Origin of the sequence: Bacillus pacificus (assembly GCF_020861345.1) — a bacterium.
In the GTDB taxonomy this organism is placed as follows: Bacteria; Bacillota; Bacilli; order Bacillales; family Bacillaceae_G; genus Bacillus_A; species Bacillus_A pacificus.
In genome coordinates, this window is the sequence record NZ_CP086328.1 from 1,761,925 (window position 1) to 1,787,363 (window position 25,439).

Consider the following 25,439-nt stretch of genomic DNA (forward strand, 5'->3'; position numbering starts at 1 on the left):
CAAGTTGCGGTATTAGAGCACTTGAAAATGCTTTTTCTATGCACTTTTATTTCTTCCTTGAATATATAAAATGAAAAAGGGAGAATCCCATGAAACGAAACACATACATCGATTTCTTAGCTTATTACGGAATAGGGAGTGCTCATCCAGGTGGTTTTACGTTAACAAAACAATTGCTAGCACAACTGCCCCTTAGACAGGGAGCGAATGTCCTAGAGATAGGTTGCGGCACGGGAAAAACCGCAGCATATATGGCAAAAAATTTTGGATATAAAGTAACAGCGGTGGAAAAGAATGAAATTATGATTCAAAAGGCGAAAGATAGATGGTCGTTTGAAGGATTAGATATACAATTAATTGAAGAAAATGTAGAGAATTTACCGTGTTTGAATAACTCATTTGAATTGGTACTCGGAGAATCGATACTTGCTTTTACAGAGAAAGAAAGGGTTATTTCGGAGTGCTATCGTGTACTACAGAAAGACGGTAAGCTTGTTGTCATTGAAATGATTATTGATAGGCATATTGATAAGGGTGAGGAAGAGAAAATCGCTCAATTATACGGGATGAAAGAGCTATTAACTGAGAGTGAGTGGGTACAATTATTTCAGAAAGCAAATTTTAAGCGGGTTACTATTGCTGGCGGTGGTACAATTGCAGAAACAATCACTGCTTATATAGAAGAGCCGGAATGGAATGTATCACAATTTATTCCGAATGAGTTATATGAGGCATGGGTGCAACATGAAAATATAAGGCTTATGTACCAACACATTTTAGGGCATCGTATTTTTATATGTGAAAAATGAAGAAAAAGAGTTGGCTAAAAATAGTCAACTCTTTACTTATATTAAATGAAAAATAATGCAGCTAATGTAATTCCGAAGATAAAACCAAATCCGAGTTCAACACCCCAGCCGCAACCGCCGCCCCAGCCACAACCGCCGCCATCACAATTACCACAACCTCGACCACCACAACCGCAACCACTGAATCCACCGCCGCAACCGAATCCACAGCTGTCACATCTACTAAGGCCACCGCAAAGGTCACAGCCACCGTTTGCATATGCGTCATAGTATCCGAATCCTGTATCAAAAGATGAATGCTGTTGCATGGGCTCAATCCATACGGAATCTTTTGTCACATCGATTATTTTACCTAAATGAATACGACCATCAATGTCTTCAATTCGAACAACTTTACCGAAATAACGTCGGCACGTATCATAACATTTTTGTCTATGCATGTTTCTTCTCCTTCCGCATTACAGTAATACGATATGTAAAGGGGACAAGTGCGGCTTGTACGAATGCCCTATCTATCATAATTGTTATAGGAAAGGGGAAATATAGGAAGAGGATATATAAGGAGGAAAAGGCATGAAATCTACAGATCAGTTTCAGACATACGAAGTATCATGGGAAGAGTTTATTGAAGCATTGCGAGAGGAAATAAAGAAACAAGTAGGGGCAGATATTATTGATACAGTAGTTTGCAATTTAGAAGACGGTTTTGAAGTGTATACATATGTGCAAGGGGATTTGGATTTTGAATATAAGGAAGCACTGGAAAGGAAATATGGGAGTGATGCAAAAACTCCTAACGTGTTAACAATTATGTTATTAGCTAGCATATATAGTACAAGTGAGGAGAATATACGCTTGCATGCGGATCATAAAGATAATCCGATTGTTGAAGTGTATGTGAAGCAATAAATCAAACTTTTTGTTATGTGTTTTTAAAATAAAAAGTAGGAAAAGTCTGTTTTAAGTGTAGAGCTTAAACAGGCTTTTTTACTTATAGTATCGGATAGAAAACGCTAGAAGGAATCATATTCAGCTTTTATAACTGTTTACATAATAAAGTTATGCTGTGTTCGTTGTCCTAAAATACAAGTCATATATCTTGTATCCTCTCATAAATTTAAACATAGGAATTTGTCTACAAAGGTGGCGAAGCCTCATCATGAAAATTCGAATTTGTGCCACATTCATGTTGTTTCTATTTATATGGTTACATCCTTTTTGGACTTTTGCAAAAGGAGAGGAGGCAAAGGAAAGGGTCGTTTCACTTGTATATGATGATTCGGGCAGCATGAGAAATAACGATCGCTGGAAATATGCCAATTATGCTTTGCAAAGTTTAGTTGCGCTATTAGATGAAAAAGATACATTTTCTTACGTTCCAATGAGCAAGCCGAATGATCCATTAAACATTTCGTTAACGAAGGATAAGAGACAAACGGAAATTGAGGGAATTGGAGCGTGGAAAACGTATTTAAATACTCCGTTTAGCGCAGTAGAAACGGCGATGCAATCTATAAAAAAGGAAGCAGATATAGATGGGAAACGTGAATTTTGGCTTATTGTCTTAACTGACGGGGCATTTAATGATTTAGAGAAAGATAAGATTGGCGGAAAAGAACAAATTACACAAAAGTTAGCACAGTTTAAGAAAGAAATGGATGCAAAAAAGATATCGTTACATCCAATTTTAATTACGATGGAAGAGGATTTAGGACAGCAAGAAAAGGCACAACTAAATACGTTTAAAGAAATATGGAAAAAAGAGATAAATGGAGTTACGATGCCATCTAGTGGAGAGGATGGTATTGTAAAAAGCGTCAATCAAGTGGCGGCATTAGTTGCAAATCGTGATCCGTTCTCCTCTGTTGAATCGATTGTGAAAACGAAAGTGGTAGGAAAGAAAGTAGAGATTACAACACCATTTCCGTTAAAACGTATGACGCTTGTGCGACAATCGCCTTCTTTGTCTAATTATCAGGTCACACAAATTTCTAAACCATTACAATTACAATCTTCTTTTTCCATACATGCACCAGGTGAAGCGAAATTGTTCGGAAATATAGTTCATATCAGTACGGAAAATGAAGAAGTTATTAAACCAGGAACGTATACGATAGAAGTGGATCGAGATATTGAGAAAGAAGGGTTACAAGTACTAGTCGAACCGGCGCTTAATTATACTGTTTCTACTTATGACAAAGAGGATAAGGATAGAAAAAATGTTGAGGAAATGTATGAAGGTGTGACAGCTGTTATTGAAGCAAAACCTACTGAGTTGCCAGTTCAGTCTTCTTACTTTCAGGCAGAAGTAGAAATAGGCGGAAAGCAATATGCGATGAAGTGGGACGATAAAAGACATGTATTTTATTACGAAACGAAGCTTACTAAAGGATTAGTACGCGGGAAAGTTCATATGAACATAAAAGGATTTTACAGACAGACGAAAGAATTTAAAATCGAAACAACGAAAAAGCCTGAATTATCTCTTCGAACTGTCACGAAAGATTATGAAGAAAAAGTAACGAATTTAGAGAGTAGTAAACCATTTATTATACAACCACAGTTAGATGATAAGCCGATGACAGAAGAGGCTGTAAAAAAACTATTAAAATCTACTGGTGTCACATCTAAACAATCCATCAACTATGAAATAAAACAACATGGTAATCAAATTTATATTTATCCTCGACCTCATTACTCCGACACGTTCAATTTTACAGATACCGGCACCGTAGAAGCTACCATCGTAGTGCAGGATTCAAAGTTACAAGAAGTAAAGAAAAACATAAAACTCCACATTCAAGATGCACCGTTTTATGAAAAGTATGCGCTTATTTTTAAGTTTGTTATTCCTATCACTTTATTACTGTTAATAGTAGGAATAATCGTTTTAGGATGGATTGTCCGTCCGAGATTTCACCGTAAAGCACTATTGTATTACGAATGGGATCAAGAGGTAGCGAAAGATTGGTTATATCAATCTGAGCCAGAATTACTGAAAAATAAATGGTGGAAGCATTATTTTGGTATTCCGTTTAGGGCAGAAAGAAAGACTGTGCAATCCGTTACGTTTATAGCGAAGAAAGGATCAAAATCGATATTTGTAGCGAAAGAGTCACAAGTAGTAGGAATGATTATTGATGGGATGTTTATAACAGAGGATGAGGTTGGAATGGAACATAAGACACTATATCCAAATGAACTTTTAGTAATTGATAGAGGATATGGTAAGGAGATTTACAAATACGAGTGTGAATAGTAGGTGGGGAGAAGAGGAGAATGTTATCTTTCCCTCCTCTTTTCAAACAAGCAAGAATAGGAAGGTGGTTCACATGACGTTACAAGTTCCAACGATATTAATTGGTTTAGGTGGAATCGGTAGTACTGTGACACATCAAATATATGAAAGACTGCCTGAGGAGCGTCGAAAAAAGGTAGCAATGCACGTATTTGATACAGATGTGAATACATTGAGTAAATTTGATCATATTCGAAAGTTTAAGACGCAAACGAGTTCGAGCAAAACGCCTAGGGAGTATATTGCAGGAGATCCAACGATTCCAGAATGGTTTCCGATGGACCCGACTATACTTGATAAACCACTGACAGAAGGGGCAGGACAGTTACGCGTTATTTCCCGTTTAGCGTTACGTGCTGCGATGAAAGAAGATAAACTCACGTCCTTTTGGCAAGAAATTGAGAAGATTTTTCCAGTTACGAGCGATCAAACAGAATATGGAGTGCGTGTCATTATCGTAACATCACTAGCGGGCGGAACAGGTTCAGGAATGTTTCTACAAATTGCATTATATTTACGTGAAATGCTTCGGAAAAAACTGCAGCATCACAACATTTTAATACGCGGTGCATTTCTAATGCCGGATGTGTTAGTGAAGACGAGAACGGTTAGTGCGAAAGAGTTTGAAACGGTGCAAGCAAATGGCTATGCCTCGTTAAAAGAATTACATGCCATTACGCTCGGTTCTACTGGAGAGTTATCAAAACGCGGCGGGGTTACGATTGAATTAGAGTATCGACCGGATCAAGTAGATGAGGACGGAAGAACGAATCATACAATTAAACAACATCATTTACCGTACAATTATTGTTTCTTATATGATTACGAAAATTTACATGGACACCATCTGCACAATTTATCAGATTATATGGAGCAAATGGCAAATACGATTTATTTACAGTTATTTAGTCCGATGTCCGCAAATCATTTTGCACAGGAAGATAATCAAATTCAGCAATTAGCAGAATCAAGTGGGAAAGGACGATATTGCGGAGCAGGAACGGCAAAGATTATTTATCCATATGAGCATGTGTTAAAATATTGTGCTTTAAAATGGGCCGTGCAAGGTTTAGATGAATCGTGGCTTCATTTAGATCAATTGTTTCAAGAGAAGAAGCATAGATATGACCAAGATGTAAAACGTGGTATGCAGCGTGAAAAGCCAGAGCGCGGGAAAAGTTATTTAGAAGATTTAGAACATCTTGCTACTCGTCCAGAGCAGGCTCATATTTTCTATAGACAAATGTACAATGAAACGCGTGAAGGAGCAGAAGGCGGTAAGGTTGGTGTTGCGAAATCTAAACTGTTTTTAGAAGCTGTAGAAAGCTATGTACAGCGTACGGTACAAAAAGACGAGGAATTAAATCGTCTGCAGCATGAGTGTAAAATTTCGGCTGCGAAACTGAAAATGATGGAACAAATGAAAGGTGAAGTAGCAAGGGTCGATCATGCGGTTCGTTTATATGCGTATGCGATTCCGAGCCGTGTACATGAACATGTAACGACACTTTTATATGACATGATTGAATCAGACCGTTTTTCACCGAGTGGTTCTGAAGGCCAGTCATATCAATTAAATACATGGTTTTTAAAGAAAACAGATCCAGTTCATCCAGTAGCAGCTCGTTTTATGTTGTATGAAATTCGAAAGCAGTTAGTGGAAAAAATGAATCGACTACATGAAAATAATGAACAAAAGCGTAATTTAATTCAAAACTACGATAAGAAATTTAATGTGAGTAACATTGATGGAACGGTAACAGCTGTACGCCGAGTAGAAATTGCGCAACAACAAGGTTGGTTCGGAAAAATGATTAATAACCAGCAGCGTTTATTTAAAAAGGAATTTGAAGATATTGTAACGCAGTACGTACACAAATTAAACGAATACCGTAAAGAAATGCTATTAGAACTCGTTTATCAATCGCTATATCAAGCGGTTAATAAAATGATTCAATATTGGGAAAGGTTTTTTGATAATTTACATGAAACACGTGAAAATTTATTGTTCGAAATTCAAAAACGAAGCAAAGAATTTGAAGGGAAAACAAACCCAACGAATGTATACGTATTAGCGGAAGAGAAGTTACAAGAAAAGATATGGCAAGATATGCAACAACATTTAAATTTAGGTGTATTACCGAAAGATATATCAGCAGAAATTTATATGAGCTTATACGGGGAATATTGCCGGGATGCGAAAACAGAAGAGATTCAATCGAAAAAGGTAGAAGACTTTTATCGTGAGCACATACTAAGCTATTGCTATGACGAATTACAAATACGCTATCGCGATAAATTAGAGCTGAATATCGTTGAGGCATTACGAAAAGAGGCAGATTATAAGAATCGTGATCGTGATGAATATGTTCGTGAAAAAATTGAAGACTTGTTCCATTTAGCAAGTCCATTCGTGCCGAAAGTTTCTCATCATAGGGAATTACAATATTGGGGCATACATCCATCTTTAAAGAAAGAACTGCAAGAGGAATTAATGCAAGAAATGTTTAAAGAAAAAGATACAGTAAATGAAGCTTTCTCGCCATTTGAAGTCATTTGTTATCGTGCACATTACGGTTTATCACTACAAGACTTTCCTAAGCTTTCGTCTGGACATATTGCAAATGGATTTATGAATGATAAAGGTGATTATTTTCAGTCGTACTATCGCCGTGTAAACAAGTTGAATAGTAAAAAATCTAGTTTAACACCGCATTTAGATAAGTATTGGCACTTACCAGCATTCATGCCAGACTTAAATGCAACGCAAACGAAGTTAGATTATGATAAATGTAATCGAGCTCTTCTATACGCGTATATGTATCGCTGGATAAGTTTAGTTGCTGTTGATGGTCAGTTCGTGTATCAATATAACGGTGTTGGACGTAGCTTCTTAATTCAGTCGATGGGTAAAAATATTTCAAGTGAAAGTTATAAATTACACAGAGCATTGCTTCATAATCCATTTATTTATGAAAACATTTTGTCCAGATTTGAAGAAGAACAAGAAAAGGCGATGATACAAGGTGGACATTTATATACGCATCCATTTGTATTAGGTGCTCAAGATATTAGATGGCTACGTAAAGAGCATGTCCATAATATTTTAGATATGATTTTAATGTATGACCGTGAAGCGAAATATGATCCAACGTTAGAAGAAACTTCTGATGAATTATTAAGACTGTTCCTTGATGAAATTGAGTTATATTTCCAAAACTATTACGGTACAGGTGCCGATATGGTTGCCAAGAAAGAGAAAGAAATGTTTATTAAACAATTGTGGGATCGTTCGTACGCGAAAGGATATGTAGATCCAAATAGTGCTCCTTATAAAAAGTGGCAAAATTTATTAAGCGTTCATGATGAAGAAGAAACGCCAAAAACGAATGTATAATGAATGAAAAGGGAATCCTTAAAAGTGGCAATACAACTTTAGAAAAGAGGGATTCCGATGCCGTTTTTAGGAAGTGTATATCAAATATTCGGATTGTATCCAGAAATTTATTATGGAATGATTTCAGCTGAGCTTGCAGAGCAGCAAAGATTGGAAGAAGTGGAAAACGAAGAACCAGAAACAGAAGTGTAACTGTATAAGAAGCTTCAAAATAAAGATGATAACACGCTACTTGTTCTTTAAACGTATAAGAACAAGTAGCGTGTTTTTGCTATTTAATAATCCCATTTTCTAAAATTTTAATAGTAGGTGCTACTTTTACGTTAGCTTTTGAAAAGGCACTCGGCCAATCGTCTTCAACTCTTTTCCATTTTTCATATTGAAACGCTCTCGCATAATCACCAAATCCGAATGGATCAAGCTGCTGTTTTTGAATGTTGTGGATTAAATCGTTTAAATCTTTGTTTAGTTGTTTTGTAATAAGAGAAGTTAATTTCTTTCTATCTTTGTCTATATCCATATTGAATGTAAGTTCAGATACAGCGATTTTTAAATTCATTTTAACATTAAATTTGAAGCGGTTATCGCTATAGTCTGTATGGATATCACGATTCATGCTAAGAACATTTATTGTTACGAAATCGCCGCCATCGGTATCTTTTAAATCACTATTACTTTCAACTGAAGTAGAAGGGATTTTCAATGTAAGCGAAACCGGTGTATTCGCTTTCTTTTGTAACAAAAGAAGAAGGGCGCTTTCATAACGATTTAATGACATTTTATAAATTCCGCGAGAAGTTAATAGCGCGGAACCGGTAACGATAACATCTTTTTTACCTTTTTTTATTTCTGAAATAGCAGGTGTTATACCTTTATTAAACGTTTGCCTGTGAAATTCATGGAATGTTGTAAAAACGGTCCGATTGTACAGTTTGTTCGTATTAATTAAATCTGTTAAATACTCGGGAAGGGCAGGCTTGTCTTTAAAGTTATTATATATAACTGAAGAAATTGGACCGTCTACTGCAACCATACGCATGTTTCCAGTGTTTTTAGGATCACGATACCAAACATCAAGGTAAGGCATAGCCCCTTCTTGTTTTAAAAAATTTGTGCTAAATAAAATGAGCTGTAACTTTTCTGTAGATACTAAACCGCCACTTGAACTATTAAACGTTGCTTTTGCTTCTCGAGGTGTACGTACTTTCGCTTCATGTGTTTCGTACTTTTTTTCTACATCTTCATTAAAAATAGGATTTACGTGGTACACAATTAATTTTCCTTTTGCTTTTGCGTCAAAGCCGTAAATTAATGAAATCGATTGTTTTTCTAAGTCGAGTCGATCTCCACAGCCTGTTAAAAAGGTTATGAGAAAGTAAAGTATAGTGAAATGAATAAAGCGCCTCATTTAAACTCTTCTCCTTTTCCAATGCTGATAAAGTGTCATGTATAAGAGAAATACGACTGGGAATAGAAAAGCGATAAAATAACTGGCAGTTCCCCAAAAGTCTCGCAACGCATTTATTTGGTAAGAGGAAGGGATATAAAAGAATAAGACAACAATACACCCGAATAATAAAAACCAAATAGGTAAGGAACTCCCTTTTTTGTTAAGTAATTGATTGATTCCATCTGAAGCAGTAAATATGTAAGGAATGCAAGAATCAAAAATAATGAAGAGATAAAAAGATAAAAAGATAATTTCAAACCGTTCAAGAAACGAAAAGTGAAATGGTGTAACAAGAGAAAGGGTGGGCCATAAAAACTTTGTTATACCATCTGGACTAAAATAAACGAAAGAAACGAACGTGACTTGAAGATAAAGAAATAGTGTAATTAAATTTGCGATAACAATCCCTTTTTTAGCAGAGGATTTGTTATTCAAATACGGATAAAGGACAAATGCAAACTCAAATCCAAGAAATGCAATAATAGTTGATTTTACGGTGTTTAAAACTGGTATCCAGCCCTCTTTAAGAAGAGGGAGAAGGTATATCCAATGCCCATCTTTAAGAGGGATAAACAATAGTAAAGGCATCCACAGTGTGAAAAACACAGTGAAAACAGCATAGCGACTTATAATAAGAACGCCTTTACATGCGAGCATAAGCATGGGAATAGATAGTAAAATCATAATTAAAAACATTGGAGTTCTAGGTAAAATCCAAATGTGAATAACGTATAAGAGGGAAAAAATTAAGGAAATAGCTGCAAGGACAGCATATAAAATCCAAAAAATCATTCCTGCTCTTCCTAGCCACTTCCCAAGATAACGAGTTAGCACATCGAGTAAAGTATATCCAGGATGCTTTTCCATGATTTTTACAATAGACAGACTGACTAAAGTAGTAATAGCGCATCCAATAATGATAGAAATCCATCCATCTGTATTCGCCCCTTGTGCAACTTCGCGAGGAAGTGTAAGGACACCGAATCCTACTTGAACACCACTAATCGTTAAAATGTATTGAAATAAACTAATCTCCCTCTTTGCATGCTTTGTCACTTCTCTTCCTCCGTTCCTTCTATATCGCGTTGTCGATTCTCTTGTTTTAAGTTAAGGGATAGCGGGCGCTTCTTCATTATTTTCCATGGTAAACGTATAAGAATATCTTTTAAATCCGAAGCAAATAACGGAGAAAAAGGACTACCATAAGGAACACCGAGAGATTCCATAGAAAGTATATGAATAATAATGATTGCCATCCCAACCATAATACCAATGACACCAAATAAAGAGGCAATTATCATCATTGGGAATCGAAGAAGGCGAATTCCTGCAGACATTTCTAGATTAGGGATGATGAAAGAAGCAACTGCAGTAATAGATACGACGATAACCATAACATTACTTACTATTCCTGCTTGAACTGCAGCTTGTCCAATAACAATTCCTCCTACGACACCAATGGTTTGTCCAACGGGTCCAGGAAGCCGAACTGCAGCTTCGCGGAGCATTTCAAGTACTAATTCCATCAAAAGTGCTTCTAATATAGGAGGAAAAGGAATTTTAGCTCGAGATTCTCCAATCGTTAACAATAATTTAAGGGGAATCACTTCATAATGAAAGGAAATCATAGCAATATAAAGAGCAGGAGCAAAAATTGCAATAAATAATCCAGTGAAACGAAGTAATCGTATAAAAGATGGAATCATTGGTCTGAAGCTGTAATCATCTATCGTCTGAAAAAAAGCTGAAAAAGTCATTGGTCCTATTAATACGCCTGGTGAACGATCTACAACAACAGCAATTCGCCCATCCAGAATATGATGTGCTGTTGTGTCAGGGCGTTCAGTTATTGATAATTGCGGAAAGAGAGTATAGGAATTATCTTCAACAAATCCTTCTAATTCTCCGGTAGTAAGAATGGCATCTACTTTGATTGATTCGATGCGGCAGGCCATCTCTTGTACAACATCTTCGTTTGCAATGTCTGCTAAGTACAGCAAAAAAACTTTTGAAGTAGCTCGTTCACCAACAGTGAATTCCTTTACTTTCAATTCGCGATTTGGAATATATCGACGAATAAGTGCAAGGCTGTCGCTCGCTACTTCATTAAATCCTTCGTGTGAGCTTTTTATGGAGCTCTCTGTTGTAGGCTCTTCAATGCTCCTTTTTGGTGCCGCTTGCGTATCAAGCTCTAAAGCGGATAATTGCCCGTTTATAAATAAAATACTTTTGCCGTGTAAAAGAGATTGTTCAATGTCTGTCCACTGCTCAATCTTTTTAATATTTCCGATAGAAACAGAGGCTTCCCAAAAATCGTCTTCATTCCACTCTTTAAACAAGAGAGGACGAAGGATGTTTACGTTAATAACAGTTTTGTCTACAAGTCCTTCCATATATATAAGTGCAGCTTCCTGTCCGTTTTTTAATGGAAAAGTGCGTGTTATTAATTCTGGAATACCGCTAAACAGTTTGGACAAGTGCTTTAAATTAAGGGAAAGGGAAGAAGAGATAAATTTATTTAATGTGTGATCAGCTTGCTCTTGGGTAGAAAAAGATTTTTCACCACGAATCCATTTATTAAAAGACCCCATTTGTTTGCTTACTCCTTGTTATGTTTTATCCCGATTGGTGAGGGTTGATTAAAGTTTCACTTTATATGGGTTATTATGGATAGTTCCAAGCTCACATATGCGTAGTTTAAATTTTATATTGTATATTTTTAACTTTAACGCTATAATTATAGTGTTAAAGATGGAATCGTGATATGACCTGTTATGAATCTATCGTTTTATTTATGAATAAATGGATTGGTATTTTAGCAAGATGTGCTAATAAACTACTCCACCATGATAATAACGTGCCGAAATGTGGTGCGTATATTTTCGTGGTGGAGTTTTTTTATTCTCAAAAAGGGGGAAAGACCGTGAATAACAACATGGTTCATATTACAATTGACGGAAAAAAGTATACAGCGGAGCCCGGTTCAACGATATTGGGTGTTATAAATGAGAACGGGATTGAACATCCGCAAATTTGTTACGTGCCAGAAGTAGATCCTATTCAAACATGTGACACTTGTATTGTAGAAGTTGACGGAAAGTTAATGCGCTCTTGTTCGACAGTAGCGACAGAAGGTATGAACATTGAACGTAACTCTACTCGTGCGAAAGAAGCACAAACAGAGGCGATGGATCGGTTATTAGAAAATCATTTATTATACTGTACAGTATGTGACAACAACAATGGGAACTGTAAACTGCATAATACAGCAGAATTAATGGAAATCGAACATCAAAAATATCCTTATGAACCGAAAGTAGATGTAAGTGAAGTTGATATGACGCATCCGTTTTATCGCTATGACCCGAATCAATGTATTGCATGTGGTCAATGCGTTGAGGTGTGTCAAAACTTACAAGTAAATGAAACGTTATCGATAGACTGGGAAGCGGAGCGACCACGAGTGATTTGGGATGAAGGAGTAAATATTAATGATTCTTCATGCGTGAGCTGTGGTCAATGTGTAACGATTTGCCCTTGTAACGCTTTAATGGAAAAAACGATGCTTGGTGAAGCTGGATTTATGACGGGATTAAAACCAGATATTCTTGAACCAATGGTAGATTTAATTAAAGAAGTTGAGCCTGGATATAGCGGTATTTTTGCGGTATCAGAAGTGGAAGCGGCCATGCGTGATACTCGCACGAAGAAAACGAAAACAGTATGTACATTTTGTGGTGTAGGGTGTTCATTTGAAGTGTGGACGAAAGGACGTAAAATTCTTAAAGTACAACCTTCTTCTGATGCGCCAGTTAACGCAATTTCTACTTGTGTAAAAGGAAAATTTGGTTGGGACTTCGTAAATTCTAAAGAACGAATTACGAAACCTTTAATTCGTAAAAATGGAACGTTTGTTGAATCTACATGGGAAGAAGCATTGAATGTAGTTGCAAGTAAATTAGGAGCGATTAAAGAAGAGTACGGAAAAGATGCTATCGGTTTTATTTCTTCATCTAAAATTACGAATGAAGACAATTATGTGATTCAAAAATTAGCTCGACAAGTATTTGAAACGAATAATATTGATAACTGCTCACGTTATTGTCAATCACCAGCGACAGACGGATTATTCCGGACAATTGGTATGGGCGGAGATGCTGGAACGATTAAAGATATTGCACAATCTGGTCTTGTTATTATTGTAGGTTGTAATCCGACAGAAGGTCATCCTGTTTTAGCTACACGTATTAAACGTGCACATAAATTACACGGACAAAAATTAATTGTGGCTGATCTTCGTAAAACAGAAATGGCAGAGCGTTCAGATGTCTTTATTAGTCCAAAACAAGGAACAGATCAAGTATGGTTAATGGCTGTTACGAAATATATGATTGATCAAGGCTGGCACGATCAACGATTTATTGATGAGAATGTAAATTTCTTTGAAGATTTCAAAGAGAGCCTTACAGCATATACACTTGAATATGCAGAAGAAATGACTGGTATTTCAAAAGAAACACTGATTCAAATGGCTGAAATGATTCGTGATGCAGATGGTACATGTATCCTTTGGGGAATGGGGGTAACGCAAAATACAGGTGGATCTGATACTTCCGCTGCGATTTCAAACTTACTACTTGCAACAGGTAATTATCGTCGTCCAGGCGCTGGTGCATATCCGCTTCGAGGTCATAATAACGTACAAGGTGCTTGTGATATGGGTACTTTACCAGGATGGCTTCCTGGATATCAGCACGTTACGAACGATATGGAACGTGCGAAATTTGAAATGGCTTACGGAGTGAAAATTAATAGTGAACCAGGTCTGAATAATATTGAAATGCTTCACGCGATTGACGAAGGGAAAATGAAAGCTATGTATCTTGTCGGAGAAGACATGGCTCTTGTAGACTCTAATGCGAATCATGTACATGAAGTATTATCAAGCCTTGATTTCTTCGTTGTGCAAGATGTTTTCTTATCTAAAACGGCTCAATATGCAGATGTTGTATTACCAGCAGCGCCATCTCTTGAAAAAGAAGGTACTTTCACAAATACAGAGCGTCGTGTTCAAAGACTATATCAAGTTCTTCCTACGCTTGGAGATGCGAAGCCAGACTGGTGGATCGTGCAGGAAGTTGCGAATAAATTAGGTGCAAACTGGAATTATAGCCATCCAAGTGAAATCTTTGCTGAAATGGCAAGTTTATCACCACTATTCTCACAAGCAAACTATGAAGTACTGGAAGGATGGAATAGTTTCCATTGGGGAAGTTTTGACGGCACGAATACACCATTGCTTTTCCAAGATGGATTTAACTTCCCAGATAAAAAAGCTCGTTTTGCGATTGCTGACTGGGTGCGCCCAGCTGAATTCCCAGCTGAGTTCGACCTTCATATTAACAATGGTCGTATGCTTGAGCACTTCCATGAAGGGAATATGACAAATAAATCAACAGGTATTCAAACGAAAGTGCCTGGCGTTTTCGTTGAAGTTTCTCCAGCACTTGCAAAAGAACGTGGAGTAAAAACTGGTTCATTAGTCCGTCTTGTCTCTCCGTTTGGAGCGTTAAAATTACGTGCACTTGTAACAAATCGTGTAAAAGCGAATGAGTTATATTTACCGATGAACTCTACAGATAATGAAACAGCAATTAATTTCTTAACAGGTCCTGCCGTTGATACGCGTACGAACACACCTGCTTATAAACAGACGAAAGTGCGTATGGAAGTGCTGGAAATTGAGGGTGAAAATCCGATGCCAAAAGCGAATCCGCGTAATAAAAAACGTCATCCTCAATCTGGTATTGAGGTACATCGTAAGTGGGCACGTCCAGGGTATGTGCATTTAACGGATAAGTAGGAGGAGAAAAATATGGCTGCACCTATAAAAATGATTCAAAAACAAGAATTAACTGAGGAAGAAATAAAACAGAAAAAATTAGATGATTTAAAAGAGCTTCTAGCTAATAATGAAGACGCTCTAAATCAAATGTTTAACATAGTAGGGGAATTGAATGATATTGGCATGTTAGAAGCAGCTAATTCTATGCTAAAGGCGAAAGAACCAATCGCAAAAATTGTTCTTGGCCAAGTGACTCGTGAGCCTGTTACAAATTTAATTAATAATATGATGGGGGCTGCAGGTGCTTTAACAGAACTTGATCCGGAACTTACGAAAAAGCTTATAGGTAGCTTATTAGTAGGGCTAGAAGAAGGTAATGAACATCTAGAGAGTAATAAAAAAGTAGGGGTATTCGATCTTATGAAAGTATTGAAAGATCCAGACATTAACCGTGCTATCGGATTTGGGCTTCATTTCTTAAAAGGTATGGGTAAAGGGTTAAAAGACGAGTAACCTTCACGAAGTGAATCTTTTCGCCCAAATGTTTGTACGAAATAGTTTGGGCGGAAGGCTCATTTTGGTAAAATATATAATAAAGTAAAATGAGGCTTTTGGGAGGTATAGTGGTATGTCAAAAAAAGTACATGAATTTAATGATATGATTCGAAAACTTCGAAAGGAACTTTTCGGAAAAGGGCCAGAACGAATTCATACTGTTTTCGCTGAAAATATGGCGATTGCGACTCTTTACGGAAACTTAACACCTACTGAAAAATTCATTTCAAGTACGATGGACGGTGCGGAAATGGTTCATATGGCTAGAACGAAAATGATTCAAGAAGTGTATGCTGCAAATTCCCGTGAACATTTGGAGGAACTTGTTGGAGCGAAATTAGTGAATTTGTTTTCAGATATGAAAGTAGAAGAAGATATTGCAGTTTCGGTATTTGTTTTTGATAAAAATATAACGTGAGAGAAGGATACTGATCGTGAAACCGATACAGGTAGAAAGAGAAATCTTTCGTTATGAACAAGGGGCGTTTAAACATATAGAGGACAGCATTGTAACAGAGTTTCCAGTCACGATTAAAATGAACGGACAGGAGTTTGTTACAATGGTTAGTACTCCAGAATATATAGAAGATATGGTAATAGGCTTCTTAGCATCTGAGGGAATCATTCGGAAGTATGAAGATATTGATGACATATGGGTACAAGAGAAAGAAGGATTTGTACATGTCACGACGGCAAAAGTAAATCCGTATTACGAACAAATGCAAAATAAACGGTATATTACTTCATGCTGTGGTATGAGTAGACAAGGATTTGTTTTTGCAAATGATGCACTAAGCGCAAAGAAAATGAATGGCGTCCATGTACAGGTTACTGCAGAAGACTGTTTTCGATTAATGAAAGAAATGCAGCAATCTGCGGAGACATTTCGTCATACAGGGGGCGTTCATAATGCATCTTTGTGCAATGTGAATGGTATTATTTTAAGTCGAATGGATATCGGAAGGCATAATGCGTTAGATAAAATTTACGGTTATTGTTTAAAAAATAATATTTCTATAAGAGATAAAATCATTGTTTTTAGCGGTCGTATTTCTTCGGAAATATTATTGAAAGTTGCAAAAATTGGTTGTGAAATTATACTGTCAAAATCAGCTCCAACTGAGTTGGCTTTACAGCTAGCTGAAGAATTAGGTATTACTACGATAGGATTTATTCGGAATGAACCCTTAAATGTATATACGCATCCGGAGCGTGTTTTAAATATAAAATAAGTAAAAGCGAGGCAATAAATATGAAATCTGTCACATTAGACAAACTACAACGTCCGTTAAAGGATTTACGTATTTCAGTTACTGATCGCTGTAATTTTCGCTGTCGATATTGTATGCCAGAAGAAATATTTGGTCCTGATTACTCGTTTTTGTCTAATGATAAAATTTTATCTTTTGATGAAATTGAAAGGATAACGCGTATTTTCGTTTCTTTAGGTGTTAGAAAATTACGGATTACAGGCGGAGAACCGTTACTTCGAAGAGGTCTTCCGCAGCTTATTGAGCGCCTGAATAAAATAGATGGTGTGGAGGATATCGGTTTAACAACTAATGGATCGTTACTTAAAAAGTTTGCTCCTGATTTATATAAGGCGGGTTTATCACGTGTGACAGTTAGTTTAGATTCCTTAGAAGAAGAGCGGTTTTTCTATTTGAATGGTAATAGAAGCAAAGTACAAAGGGTTCTGGAAGGAATACAAGCTGCAGCTGAAGTCGGTATGAAAATTAAAATAAACATGGTCGTTCAAAAGGGGAAAAACGAACAGGATATCTTGCAGATGGCGCAATACTTTAAGGAAAATAAACATATTATTCGTTTTATTGAGTATATGGACGTTGGAAATTATAACGGTTGGGATTTAAAAGAGGTTGTCTCTAAACAAGAAATAGTAGATACGATTCATCAAGTTATGCCATTAGAACGAATAGAAGCGAATTATGTAGGAGAGGTTGCGACTCGCTATCGTTATATTGGAAGTGATGAAGAAATAGGTATTATTTCATCAGTAACAGACTCCTTCTGCTCCTCATGTACGAGAGCTCGTATTTCTGCAGAAGGAAAATTATATACTTGTTTGTTCGCTTCTAAAGGAAATGATTTGAGAGAACTGCTTCGATCAGAATACACTGACGAGGAAATAACAGATGTCGTACGCGATATATGGAACAAACGAGAAGATCGTTATTCAGATGAACGCTTAAGTCATACAAGTAAAAAAAGAGCACCTAAAATTGAAATGTCACATATTGGTGGTTGATATATATAAGTGACAATATGATGAAGTATATACAAAATGGAAGATGTGCAACGGTTGTAGATTTTCTATTTTATAGTAAAAGTGATGGTTGATCTCTCTGTAAAAGATGTGCAGAGAAATTAAGCAGCATTCAAAAACCTTTATGTTGAGGAGGTTTTTTGAAGCTGCTTTTTTATTTGGAGAAAATGGAGGAATTAGTAATGGCATTTCATAAACCGGAACAAATTGCTGAGCTTGTCATTGAGGCCGGTGTTCAAAAAGTAAGTCAGACCTTGCCAGCAATGCTTATTCTCGGTTTTTTAGGAGGAGCGTTTATTTCGCTAGGTTTTTTACTTAACATTCGCGTTTTAGGTAATTTGCCTGAGCGCTGGGGGAGTTTAGTAAATATTTTAGGAGGAGCGGTTTTTCCTGTTGGACTCATGCTCGTTGTATTAGCGGGAGGAGAATTAATTACCGGAAATATGATGTCACTGTCTATGGCGCTATATGCAAAGAAAATTACATTGGTTAGTGTGCTAAATAACTGGATTTGGATTACTTTTATGAATTTTGTAGGAGCTATTTTCGTAGCGTATTGTTTCGGTCATCTTGGCGGATTAACAGAGGGAGATTATTTAAATAAAACGGTAGCGATAGCAGAAGGCAAGTTACATGAATCTTTTGGAAGAACTTTAATTTTAGCAATTGGGTGTAATTGGCTCGTTTGTTTGGCGCTTTGGCTCGCTTATGGGACGAGTGATTTTGTCGGAAAAATAATCGGAATTTGGATTCCCATTATGGCATTTGTAGTGATTGGATTTCAGCAAGTGGTAGCAAATATGTTTGTCATCTCAGCAGTTATTTTTGCAGGTCATCTCACATGGATGGATCTTGCTAAAAATTTTGTTCCTGTCTTTATCGGAAATGTAATTGGCGGAGCTGGTTTTGTTGGATTTGCGTACTTTGCTTGTTATCAAAAACAACATTCTAATATGAAATAGAGTTCGTGAGAGGAAGGGTATGTAATGGCTGAGCGGTATTCACGACAACATTTGTTTAAACCAATTGGGAATAGAGGGCAAGAAAAAATTCGAAATAAACATGTGTTAATTGTAGGAGTAGGCGCATTAGGAAGTGCAAGTGCCGAAAGTTTCGTACGTGCAGGTATTGGCAAGTTGACGATCATAGATCGTGATTACGTTGAATGGAGTAATTTACAAAGGCAACAATTGTACTCTGAACAAGATGCAAGAGAGAAATTGCCAAAAGCAATCGCTGCTAAAAATCGGCTAGAAAAACTTAATTCGGAAGTACAAATACATGCTTTCGTAATGGATGCGTGTGTAGAAAACTTAGAAGGGCTATTAGAAAATGTCGATGTAATCATTGATGCAACAGATAATTTTGATATCCGATTTATAATAAATGACTTATCACAAAAACATAATATCCCGTGGGTATATGGTTCTTGCGTTGGCTCGTACGGTATGAGTTGTACAATTATTCCGCAAGAGACACCGTGTTTACATTGTGTGCTGAAGAACGTTCCAGTTACAGGTGTGACGTGTGATACAGCTGGAATTATTAGCCCGACTGTACAAATCGTCGCAGCATATCAAGTGGCGGAAGCACTCAAAATTTTAGTAGAAGATTTTGCAGCAATTAGAAAAACATTTTTCATATTTGATATATGGAGTAATCAAAACCATTTTATAAAACTAGGGAAAATCAAGACAGACAATTGCTCTTCATGCGGTTTGAATCGCATTTATCCTTATTTATTATACGAAAATCAAACGAAGGTAGCTGCTTTATGCGGAAGAAATACAGTTCAAATTAGACGAGTAGACAATAGAAAATACAATTTTGATGATATAGAAAAAGTATTAAAAAAAGTGGGGGAAGTAGATCGGAATCCGTATTTACTATCTTGCCAATTAGATGAGTACCGCATCGTTGTTTTTCGGGATGGTCGTATTTTTATTCATGGCACAAATGATATTTCGAAAGCGAAACAACTATATTATCGTGTATTCGGCTAATAGAAAGGGTTGTCAACAATGGAAAGAAGAGTACCAATCACAGTTGAAGAGGCTGTTCGTAAAGTGATGGGATTTGCTCATAACGGCTTAAAGGAGCTACTACCTATTGAATTAGCTTACGGACGTATATTAGCAGAGGATTTAGTAGCTGACCATGATGTGCCGTCATTTAATCGTTCACCGTATGACGGGTTTGCTATTAGAGCAAAAGATACGGATTTAGCAAGTTATGAAACGCCAATTGTATTTGAAGTAGTGGGTGAAATTGGTGCAGGATCGCTATTCGATGAGAAAGTAGGTCCGTTTCAAGCAGTTCGAATTATGACAGGAGCGCAAATTCCGAGTGGATGTGATGCAGTTGTTATGCTAGAGCTGACTCGTCAATATGAGGAGGCTGGCAGTAAGTATATGGAATTGAAACGGTCATTCAAAACGGGCGATAATATTTCTTTTCAAGGTGAAGATGCTCGTAAAGGAACGGTTCTTGCAAAGAAAGGAACATACATTAATCCAGGTATTTCAGCTCTTCTTGCTACGTTCGGGTATAGCGAGGTGCCAGTTGCGAGAAAGCCTGTAGTTGGACTATTAGCGACTGGCAGTGAATTACTGGATGTAAACGATTCATTACAGCCAGGGAAAATCCGAAATAGTAATACGTATATGATATTGTCTCAAATCCGAAGAGCAGGCGGAAGAGTAAAATATTTTGGGAAGTTTAGCGATGATTTTTATACGTGTTTTACGGCTGTAAAAGAAGCATTAAGCCAAGTAGATATGCTCATTACAACAGGTGGTGTATCAGTAGGGGATTACGATTATTTGCCAGCTATATATGAAAAATTAGGTGCATCAGTTCTTTTCAATAAAGTTGCAATGAGGCCAGGAAGTGTTACGACTGTAGCGCAATTAAATGGCAAGTTATTATTTGGATTATCAGGAAATCCATCTGCTTGTTACGTAGGGTTTGAATTATTTGTAAGACCTTGTATTCGGACGTATATGTTTAGTGAAAAAGCACATGTAAAAAGAGAAAAAGCGTTATTAGGAGAAGACTTTCTAAAGCCAAATCCATTTACAAGATTTGTACGAGGAAAACTAACATATAACGAAGGGCAGTTAATCGCTTATCCGTCAGGGTTTGATAAATCTAGCTCAGTTTCTTCTCTAGCAGAGACAAATATATTTATTGTACTTCCAGGTGGTACGAGAGGGTATAAAAAAGATATGTTCGTAGATGTTCTCTTGTTGGAAGATAACGAAGGTAGTGAATGGCCTTGGACATTTTATAAAGTGAGAGGTGATTCTAATGGGACAAGTGCTATTTGAAATTGTAGATATACCGATTGTAGTTGAAGAAGTAACAAATAAGGTTGCAAGAAGAGACGCAGGTGCGATTACAACTTTTATTGGTACAGTGAGAGAATTAACAAAAGGAAAACGAACGCTACATTTAGAGTATGAAGCATATAAACCAATGGCAGTAAAGCAACTTATGAGAATTGGTGAAGAAATTAGTGAAAGATGGCCGGATGCAAAAGTAGCAATTACTCACCGAGTAGGCCGGCTAGAAATAATGGATATTGCGGTAGTCATTGCAGTTTCATCACCGCATCGTAAAGTAGCTTATGAAGCGAATGAATACGCAATTGAACGTATAAAGCGAATCGTCCCAATATGGAAAAAAGAATTTTGGGAAGATGGGACGATGTGGATTGGCGATCAACTTGAAAATACACCATATCCAGCAGGAAAACCGAAGAAGGAAGAATGAGAAAATGATTACAATTTTACTGTTTGCAAATTTGCGTGAGGAAGTCGGATTAGATCGATTCGTAATTTCAGAAAAACAAGAAATGACAGTGCAGCAATTAAAAGAATGGCTCAAAGCAAACTATAGTTTACAATCGCTTGATAGAGTGATGGTGGCTGTTAATGAAGAGTTTGTAACGAATGAAGAGATGATACGAGCTGGAGATATTGTCGCATTCATCCCGCCTGTTAGTGGTGGATAATAAGCGTTTCTTGAAACGATAAGAAGATGCTATATATAAATTCGAATACGAGAAGGGATGAGTTCTATGCTTACTCAAGAACAAATAATGAATGCGTTAAAACATGTAGAGGATCCAGAATTACACAAAAGTATTGTAGAGTTAAACATGGTTAGAAATATACAAATGAATGGAACAGAGGTTAAACTTGAAGTAGTGCTAACGATTCAAGGTTGTCCGTTAAAAGCAAAAATTCAACAAGATGTAGAAGAGTCTCTGCAGGCAATTGGTGCATCTAAAGTAGATTTGACGTTTGGTTCTATGACACAAGAAGAACGAGCTACGCTAACAGAAAAGTTAAAGAAAAATAGTAGAACAGAAACTGGTATGCCGAGCATGCTTCGTCCTGATTCAGGAGTACGATTTATTACTGTAACGAGCGGAAAAGGTGGAGTCGGAAAATCAACTGTAACAATTAATCTTGCAACGGCTTTAGCTCGTATGGGCAAAAAAGTGGGGATATTAGATGCAGATATATATGGTTTTAGCATTCCAGCTATGATGGAAACGAATCAAAAACCAACGATGATTGATCAAACAGCAATTCCAGTTATTAGTCACGGTGTTAAAATCATGTCGATGGGATTTTTTACAGAAGGAAATAATCCGGTTATGTGGCGCGGACCGATGTTAAATAAATGGATTCAAAATTTCCTTGCGAATACGCACTGGGGAGAATTAGATTATTTACTGCTTGATTTACCACCTGGTACAGGAGATGTTGCCATTGATGTTGCAGCAATGATTCCGCAGGCGAAAGAAATTATTGTTACAACACCACATAATGTAGCTTCATTCGTAGCATCTAGAGTAGGCGTAATGGCAAAACATACGAAACACGAGATTTTAGGTATTGTGGAAAACATGGCTTATTATGAAGAACAAGATGGATCGAAAAATTATCTGTTCGGAAAAGGCGGCGGGGAAATGTTAGCAGAACAATTGCAAACAGAAGTAATCGCACAAGTACCTTTTGCAAAACGTGAAGAAAACAGCGGTTCATCTGTATATGATGAAGATTCCCTTGTTGGAGAAGTGTTTACATCGTTAGCAGAAGATATTATTTATAAAGGATAGAGGAGGAATTTTTTATGGCGTGTAATATCGATCATTCTATTGAAGATGTAAGGAATAAACTTGAAAGTCAAAAGAGTTTTTTATCTGAAGAGATTTTTAAAGGGTTAAAAAATTTTTTACAAGGTAATCACTCACAAGAAATGTTAAATGATGTCTTTCATCTTCTAAAAAAGTATGACTTAGTTAGTGAAGAAGAAAGAGAGACGAGAAATACTCAATTATTGCTGATTATAAAATAAATACGCTTTGGCTTTTGTTTTGTAACAGGAGGGGTAAATGTAATGAATATGAAGAAGATGATTGAAACGATAGAAGCAACAAAAATGGCTGATGAAGAATTATCGATTACTCATTTACATCAAAAGCTCGTGAAGTTATATAGTCAAAAAAATGTTGCTCATTATACGGAGTTATTAAAATATATTTTATCCTTATCCGTGCAGCTTGATTTACATTTCGTATTGAAATATTTTGGTGTGCGACCGGTTGTTGCTATAGACGAGCGTATGCAATTTCAAGAGATATTTAAATGTTTAGCTAATAAGGATGATAATGGGGAATGGTTTTTAAATTTCGTTTCTTTATATGTAGGGCTAATTGTAGTTCTTCACTTTGATGAAAAAGTGATTGAGAGAAGTTTTTTCGATGCTATGGTAGTGGGGGAAGGGAATGAAATATAAGGATCTTGCCCATAACATCTTTCTATTTAATAGCTATAATTAGTCTTTTGATTGGCTATGTAAATATGAAGGTAACAAATTAATAAAAAGTGTTCTTCAGTTGTTTCCATCGTTTTTTCATGTTACCATTAAGCGAATTTTTCATAGGGAGAGAAAGCGATGAAATGGATTTATTTTATTATGATTAACGTTATAGCTTTTAGCCTTATGGGGCTTGATAAACGAAAAGCGAAGAAGAAACAGTGGAGAACGCCAGAAAGTACGTTGTTTTTATCAGCAGCAGCTGGGGGAGCAGTTGGAGCTTGGATTGGTATGTATATGTTTCATCATAAAACTCATAAAAAGAAATTTGTTTTCGGCATACCGTTACTTGTTGTAATAACGGTATGTTTATTATTCGTTGTATGAGAAATGTCGAAAGAAATGCAGATTGATTATTGGTAAAGTGAGCACGTGGGAACGTATAATGGAGAAAAAATGAGAAGAGGAGAAAAAGGAAGATGGGGAGTCAAACAGCAGAGCAAAAAAAAGGGATTATATATGCGGCTGGTGCGTATACGATGTGGGGAATACTACCAATCTATTGGAAATGGGTTGAGGAAGTTCCAGCAGATGAAATATTAGCACACCGCATCGTTTGGGCGTTCGTGTTTATGTTAATCGTATTAGGTGTTACGAAGAGATTTCGTCAGTTTATTGGGGAGTTCGTGAATCTTTTTAAACGACCTAAATTATTAATGTCATTAACAATAGCTTCTGTCTTGATTAGCGGAAACTGGTTTGTTTACATATGGGCCGTTAATCATAATCATGTTATTGAAGCAAGTCTTGGCTATTATATTAATCCACTTATTAGTATTTTACTTGGTACAGTGGTTTTAAAGGAAAAGTTAAACTTTTGGCAATACGTTGCAGTTGGTTTGGCTGGGGTAGGGGTTATCATTTTAACAGTACGTTTCGGGGCTATCCCGTGGGTTTCTTTATCACTTGCCCTTTCATTTGGATTATATGGATTAACGAAAAAATTGTTAAACTATGATGCGACAATTGGACTTACGATGGAAACGATGTTAGTGACGCCGTTTGCGATTATTTATCTAGTAATGACAGGAGTACATGGTTTCGGCTCATTTGGCTCGATTTCAATGTTATCGACATTACTATTAATAGGGGCGGGCATTGTTACAGCATTGCCACTTTTTTATTTTGCAAAAGGAGCCCAACTTATTCCGCTTTATATGGTAGGGTTTTTACAATATATTGCACCAACAATTAGTTTGATTTTAGGTGTATTCGTATTTGGTGAACATTTCACATCTACTCATATGATTGCATTTTTCTGTATATGGGTTGCATTATTTGTATTCTCGGTAGCGAAAACAAAGTTCTTGGTGCAGAAACAACCGAAATTTATAAAAAATAAATCAGCAAAAGTATCATAATGCGTAGTATTTTCTACGCATTTTTCTTTATACTGTTACTATAAAGGATTTCCATTATAGCTAGTAGGGAGCTGAGAACGTGGAAACAATTTTACATAATGATCCGCTTATGGCCGCTGTAATTTCATGGTTTTTAGCACAATTAACGAAAGTAGTCTTTAAATTAGTCAAAACGGGTGAATTTGATTTTGCAAAGTTTTTCGCTTCAGGTGGGATGCCAAGTTCTCATGCTTCAACTGTTACAGCACTGGCGACAGGTGTTGGCGTTGTAGAAGGTGTGGAAAGTACTTTATTTGCAATTGCTGCTATTTTTGCCATTATAGTTATGTATGATGCTTCAGGAGTAAGGCTTGCGGTAAGTAAACAAGCGAAAATATTGAATGAGTTTTTTCACGGTAGACAAACAGAATATAAGAAGTTAAATGAACTTGTCGGGCATACACCGTATGAAGTAGTAGTTGGTGCTTTATTAGGGATTATTGTCGGAGTAGGATATTGTTTATGAGCAGAACATTTTATATGTTCTGCTTTTCTTTGTATTCATA

General features: G+C 36.6%; 25 protein-coding genes. 21 read left to right on the plus strand and 4 right to left on the minus strand.

Features of this window, described 5'->3' with window-relative positions; genetic code table 11:
• The first annotated feature begins 89 nt into the window (after window positions 1-89).
• Window positions 90-809 (plus strand): class I SAM-dependent methyltransferase, encoded by a 720-nt coding sequence (locus tag LMD38_RS09190; RefSeq protein ID WP_000828280.1) that lies wholly within the window; start codon window positions 90-92, stop codon window positions 807-809.
• Between the two features lie 41 nt (window positions 810-850).
• Here the strand turns inward: LMD38_RS09190 and LMD38_RS09195 are convergent, their stop codons facing one another.
• The gene (locus LMD38_RS09195; RefSeq protein WP_000554981.1) at window positions 851-1,249 is read right to left on the minus strand and encodes a hypothetical protein; all 399 of its coding nucleotides are present in this window, start codon (window positions 1,247-1,249) and stop codon (window positions 851-853) included.
• A gap of 133 nt (window positions 1,250-1,382) precedes the next feature.
• Here LMD38_RS09195 and LMD38_RS09200 point away from each other — a divergent pair, with 133 nt between their 5' ends.
• The 4 genes from LMD38_RS09200 (at window position 1,383) to LMD38_RS09215 (ending at window position 7,696) form a co-directional block, all read left to right on the plus strand.
• Window positions 1,383-1,718 (plus strand): hypothetical protein, encoded by a 336-nt coding sequence (locus LMD38_RS09200; protein ID WP_062821455.1) that lies wholly within the window; start codon window positions 1,383-1,385, stop codon window positions 1,716-1,718.
• 250 nt (window positions 1,719-1,968) lie between these two features.
• A complete protein-coding gene (locus LMD38_RS09205; protein ID WP_016718210.1) occupies window positions 1,969-4,068 on the plus strand; it encodes a vWA domain-containing protein in 2,100 nt (699 codons plus the stop codon).
• Between the two features lie 73 nt (window positions 4,069-4,141).
• A complete protein-coding gene (locus tag LMD38_RS09210) occupies window positions 4,142-7,504 on the plus strand; it encodes a tubulin-like doman-containing protein (RefSeq protein ID WP_000175139.1) in 3,363 nt (1,120 codons plus the stop codon).
• Window positions 7,505-7,561: 57 nt separating this feature from the next.
• Complete coding sequence (locus LMD38_RS09215) at window positions 7,562-7,696, plus strand: hypothetical protein (protein WP_001116176.1); 135 nt, start codon at window positions 7,562-7,564, stop codon at window positions 7,694-7,696.
• A gap of 79 nt (window positions 7,697-7,775) precedes the next feature.
• Here the strand turns inward: LMD38_RS09215 and gerSC are convergent, their stop codons facing one another.
• The 3 genes from gerSC to gerSA are packed head-to-tail and all read right to left on the minus strand — an operon-like array spanning window position 7,776 to window position 11,545.
• Window positions 7,776-8,912: a spore germination protein GerSC gene (gerSC, locus tag LMD38_RS09220; RefSeq protein WP_001252220.1), complete on the minus strand. Its 1,137-nt coding sequence runs from the start codon at window positions 8,910-8,912 to the stop codon at window positions 7,776-7,778.
• Window positions 8,913-10,010, minus strand: a complete 1,098-nt coding sequence (locus LMD38_RS09225; RefSeq protein WP_016718209.1) for an endospore germination permease — start codon at window positions 10,008-10,010, stop codon at window positions 8,913-8,915.
• Window positions 10,007-11,545, minus strand: a complete 1,539-nt coding sequence (gene gerSA / locus LMD38_RS09230; RefSeq protein ID WP_062821453.1) for a spore germination protein GerSA — start codon at window positions 11,543-11,545, stop codon at window positions 10,007-10,009. The genes LMD38_RS09225 and gerSA overlap by 4 nt, the downstream gene beginning before the upstream one ends.
• 344 nt (window positions 11,546-11,889) lie before the next feature.
• Between gerSA and fdhF the strand changes: the two genes are divergently transcribed.
• The 16 genes from fdhF to LMD38_RS09310 all read left to right on the plus strand — a co-directional run bounded on the left by fdhF (window position 11,890) and on the right by LMD38_RS09310 (window position 25,399).
• Window positions 11,890-14,817, plus strand: a complete 2,928-nt coding sequence (gene fdhF, locus LMD38_RS09235) for a formate dehydrogenase subunit alpha (protein WP_162493027.1) — start codon at window positions 11,890-11,892, stop codon at window positions 14,815-14,817.
• 12 nt (window positions 14,818-14,829) lie between these two features.
• Complete coding sequence (locus LMD38_RS09240) at window positions 14,830-15,312, plus strand: helical membrane plugin domain-containing protein (protein ID WP_000729887.1); 483 nt, start codon at window positions 14,830-14,832, stop codon at window positions 15,310-15,312.
• A 115-nt stretch (window positions 15,313-15,427) separates the two neighbouring features.
• A complete protein-coding gene (locus tag LMD38_RS09245) occupies window positions 15,428-15,772 on the plus strand; it encodes a Na-translocating system protein MpsC family protein (RefSeq protein ID WP_000039582.1) in 345 nt (114 codons plus the stop codon).
• A 16-nt stretch (window positions 15,773-15,788) separates the two neighbouring features.
• On the plus strand, window positions 15,789-16,586 hold the full coding sequence (fdhD, locus tag LMD38_RS09250; protein WP_228920256.1) for a formate dehydrogenase accessory sulfurtransferase FdhD: 798 nt from the start codon (window positions 15,789-15,791) through the stop codon (window positions 16,584-16,586).
• Window positions 16,587-16,606: 20 nt separating this feature from the next.
• Window positions 16,607-17,623 carry a GTP 3',8-cyclase MoaA gene (gene moaA / locus LMD38_RS09255; RefSeq protein WP_016718207.1) on the plus strand — a complete coding sequence of 339 codons (1,017 nt, stop codon included), beginning with the start codon at window positions 16,607-16,609 and terminating at the stop codon, window positions 17,621-17,623.
• A 200-nt stretch (window positions 17,624-17,823) separates the two neighbouring features.
• Complete coding sequence (locus LMD38_RS09260) at window positions 17,824-18,603, plus strand: formate channel (RefSeq protein ID WP_029141173.1); 780 nt, start codon at window positions 17,824-17,826, stop codon at window positions 18,601-18,603.
• 24 nt (window positions 18,604-18,627) lie between these two features.
• Window positions 18,628-19,644, plus strand: coding sequence for a molybdopterin-synthase adenylyltransferase MoeB (locus LMD38_RS09265; RefSeq protein ID WP_016718205.1), 1,017 nt, complete (start codon window positions 18,628-18,630; stop codon window positions 19,642-19,644).
• 18 nt (window positions 19,645-19,662) lie between these two features.
• Window positions 19,663-20,970, plus strand: a complete 1,308-nt coding sequence (moeA, locus tag LMD38_RS09270; protein ID WP_016718204.1) for a molybdopterin molybdotransferase MoeA — start codon at window positions 19,663-19,665, stop codon at window positions 20,968-20,970.
• Window positions 20,951-21,415, plus strand: a complete 465-nt coding sequence (moaE, locus tag LMD38_RS09275; protein ID WP_000531873.1) for a molybdopterin synthase catalytic subunit MoaE — start codon at window positions 20,951-20,953, stop codon at window positions 21,413-21,415. The genes moeA and moaE overlap by 20 nt, the downstream gene beginning before the upstream one ends.
• 4 nt (window positions 21,416-21,419) lie before the next feature.
• Complete coding sequence (gene moaD, locus LMD38_RS09280) at window positions 21,420-21,656, plus strand: molybdopterin converting factor subunit 1 (protein WP_000628477.1); 237 nt, start codon at window positions 21,420-21,422, stop codon at window positions 21,654-21,656.
• A gap of 66 nt (window positions 21,657-21,722) precedes the next feature.
• On the plus strand, window positions 21,723-22,772 hold the full coding sequence (locus LMD38_RS09285) for a P-loop NTPase (protein WP_016718203.1): 1,050 nt from the start codon (window positions 21,723-21,725) through the stop codon (window positions 22,770-22,772).
• 14 nt (window positions 22,773-22,786) lie between these two features.
• Window positions 22,787-23,011: a hypothetical protein gene (locus LMD38_RS09290; protein ID WP_016718202.1), complete on the plus strand. Its 225-nt coding sequence runs from the start codon at window positions 22,787-22,789 to the stop codon at window positions 23,009-23,011.
• 42 nt (window positions 23,012-23,053) lie between these two features.
• Entirely contained in the window at window positions 23,054-23,452 is a 399-nt protein-coding gene (locus LMD38_RS09295; RefSeq protein WP_016718201.1) for a hypothetical protein, read from the plus strand.
• A gap of 159 nt (window positions 23,453-23,611) precedes the next feature.
• Window positions 23,612-23,860, plus strand: a complete 249-nt coding sequence (locus LMD38_RS09300; RefSeq protein WP_000871342.1) for a DUF1294 domain-containing protein — start codon at window positions 23,612-23,614, stop codon at window positions 23,858-23,860.
• Window positions 23,861-23,952: 92 nt separating this feature from the next.
• A complete protein-coding gene (rarD, locus tag LMD38_RS09305) occupies window positions 23,953-24,894 on the plus strand; it encodes an EamA family transporter RarD (RefSeq protein ID WP_016718200.1) in 942 nt (313 codons plus the stop codon).
• A gap of 79 nt (window positions 24,895-24,973) precedes the next feature.
• Complete coding sequence (locus LMD38_RS09310) at window positions 24,974-25,399, plus strand: divergent PAP2 family protein (protein WP_000447823.1); 426 nt, start codon at window positions 24,974-24,976, stop codon at window positions 25,397-25,399.
• The last annotated feature ends 40 nt before the right edge of the window (window positions 25,400-25,439 follow it).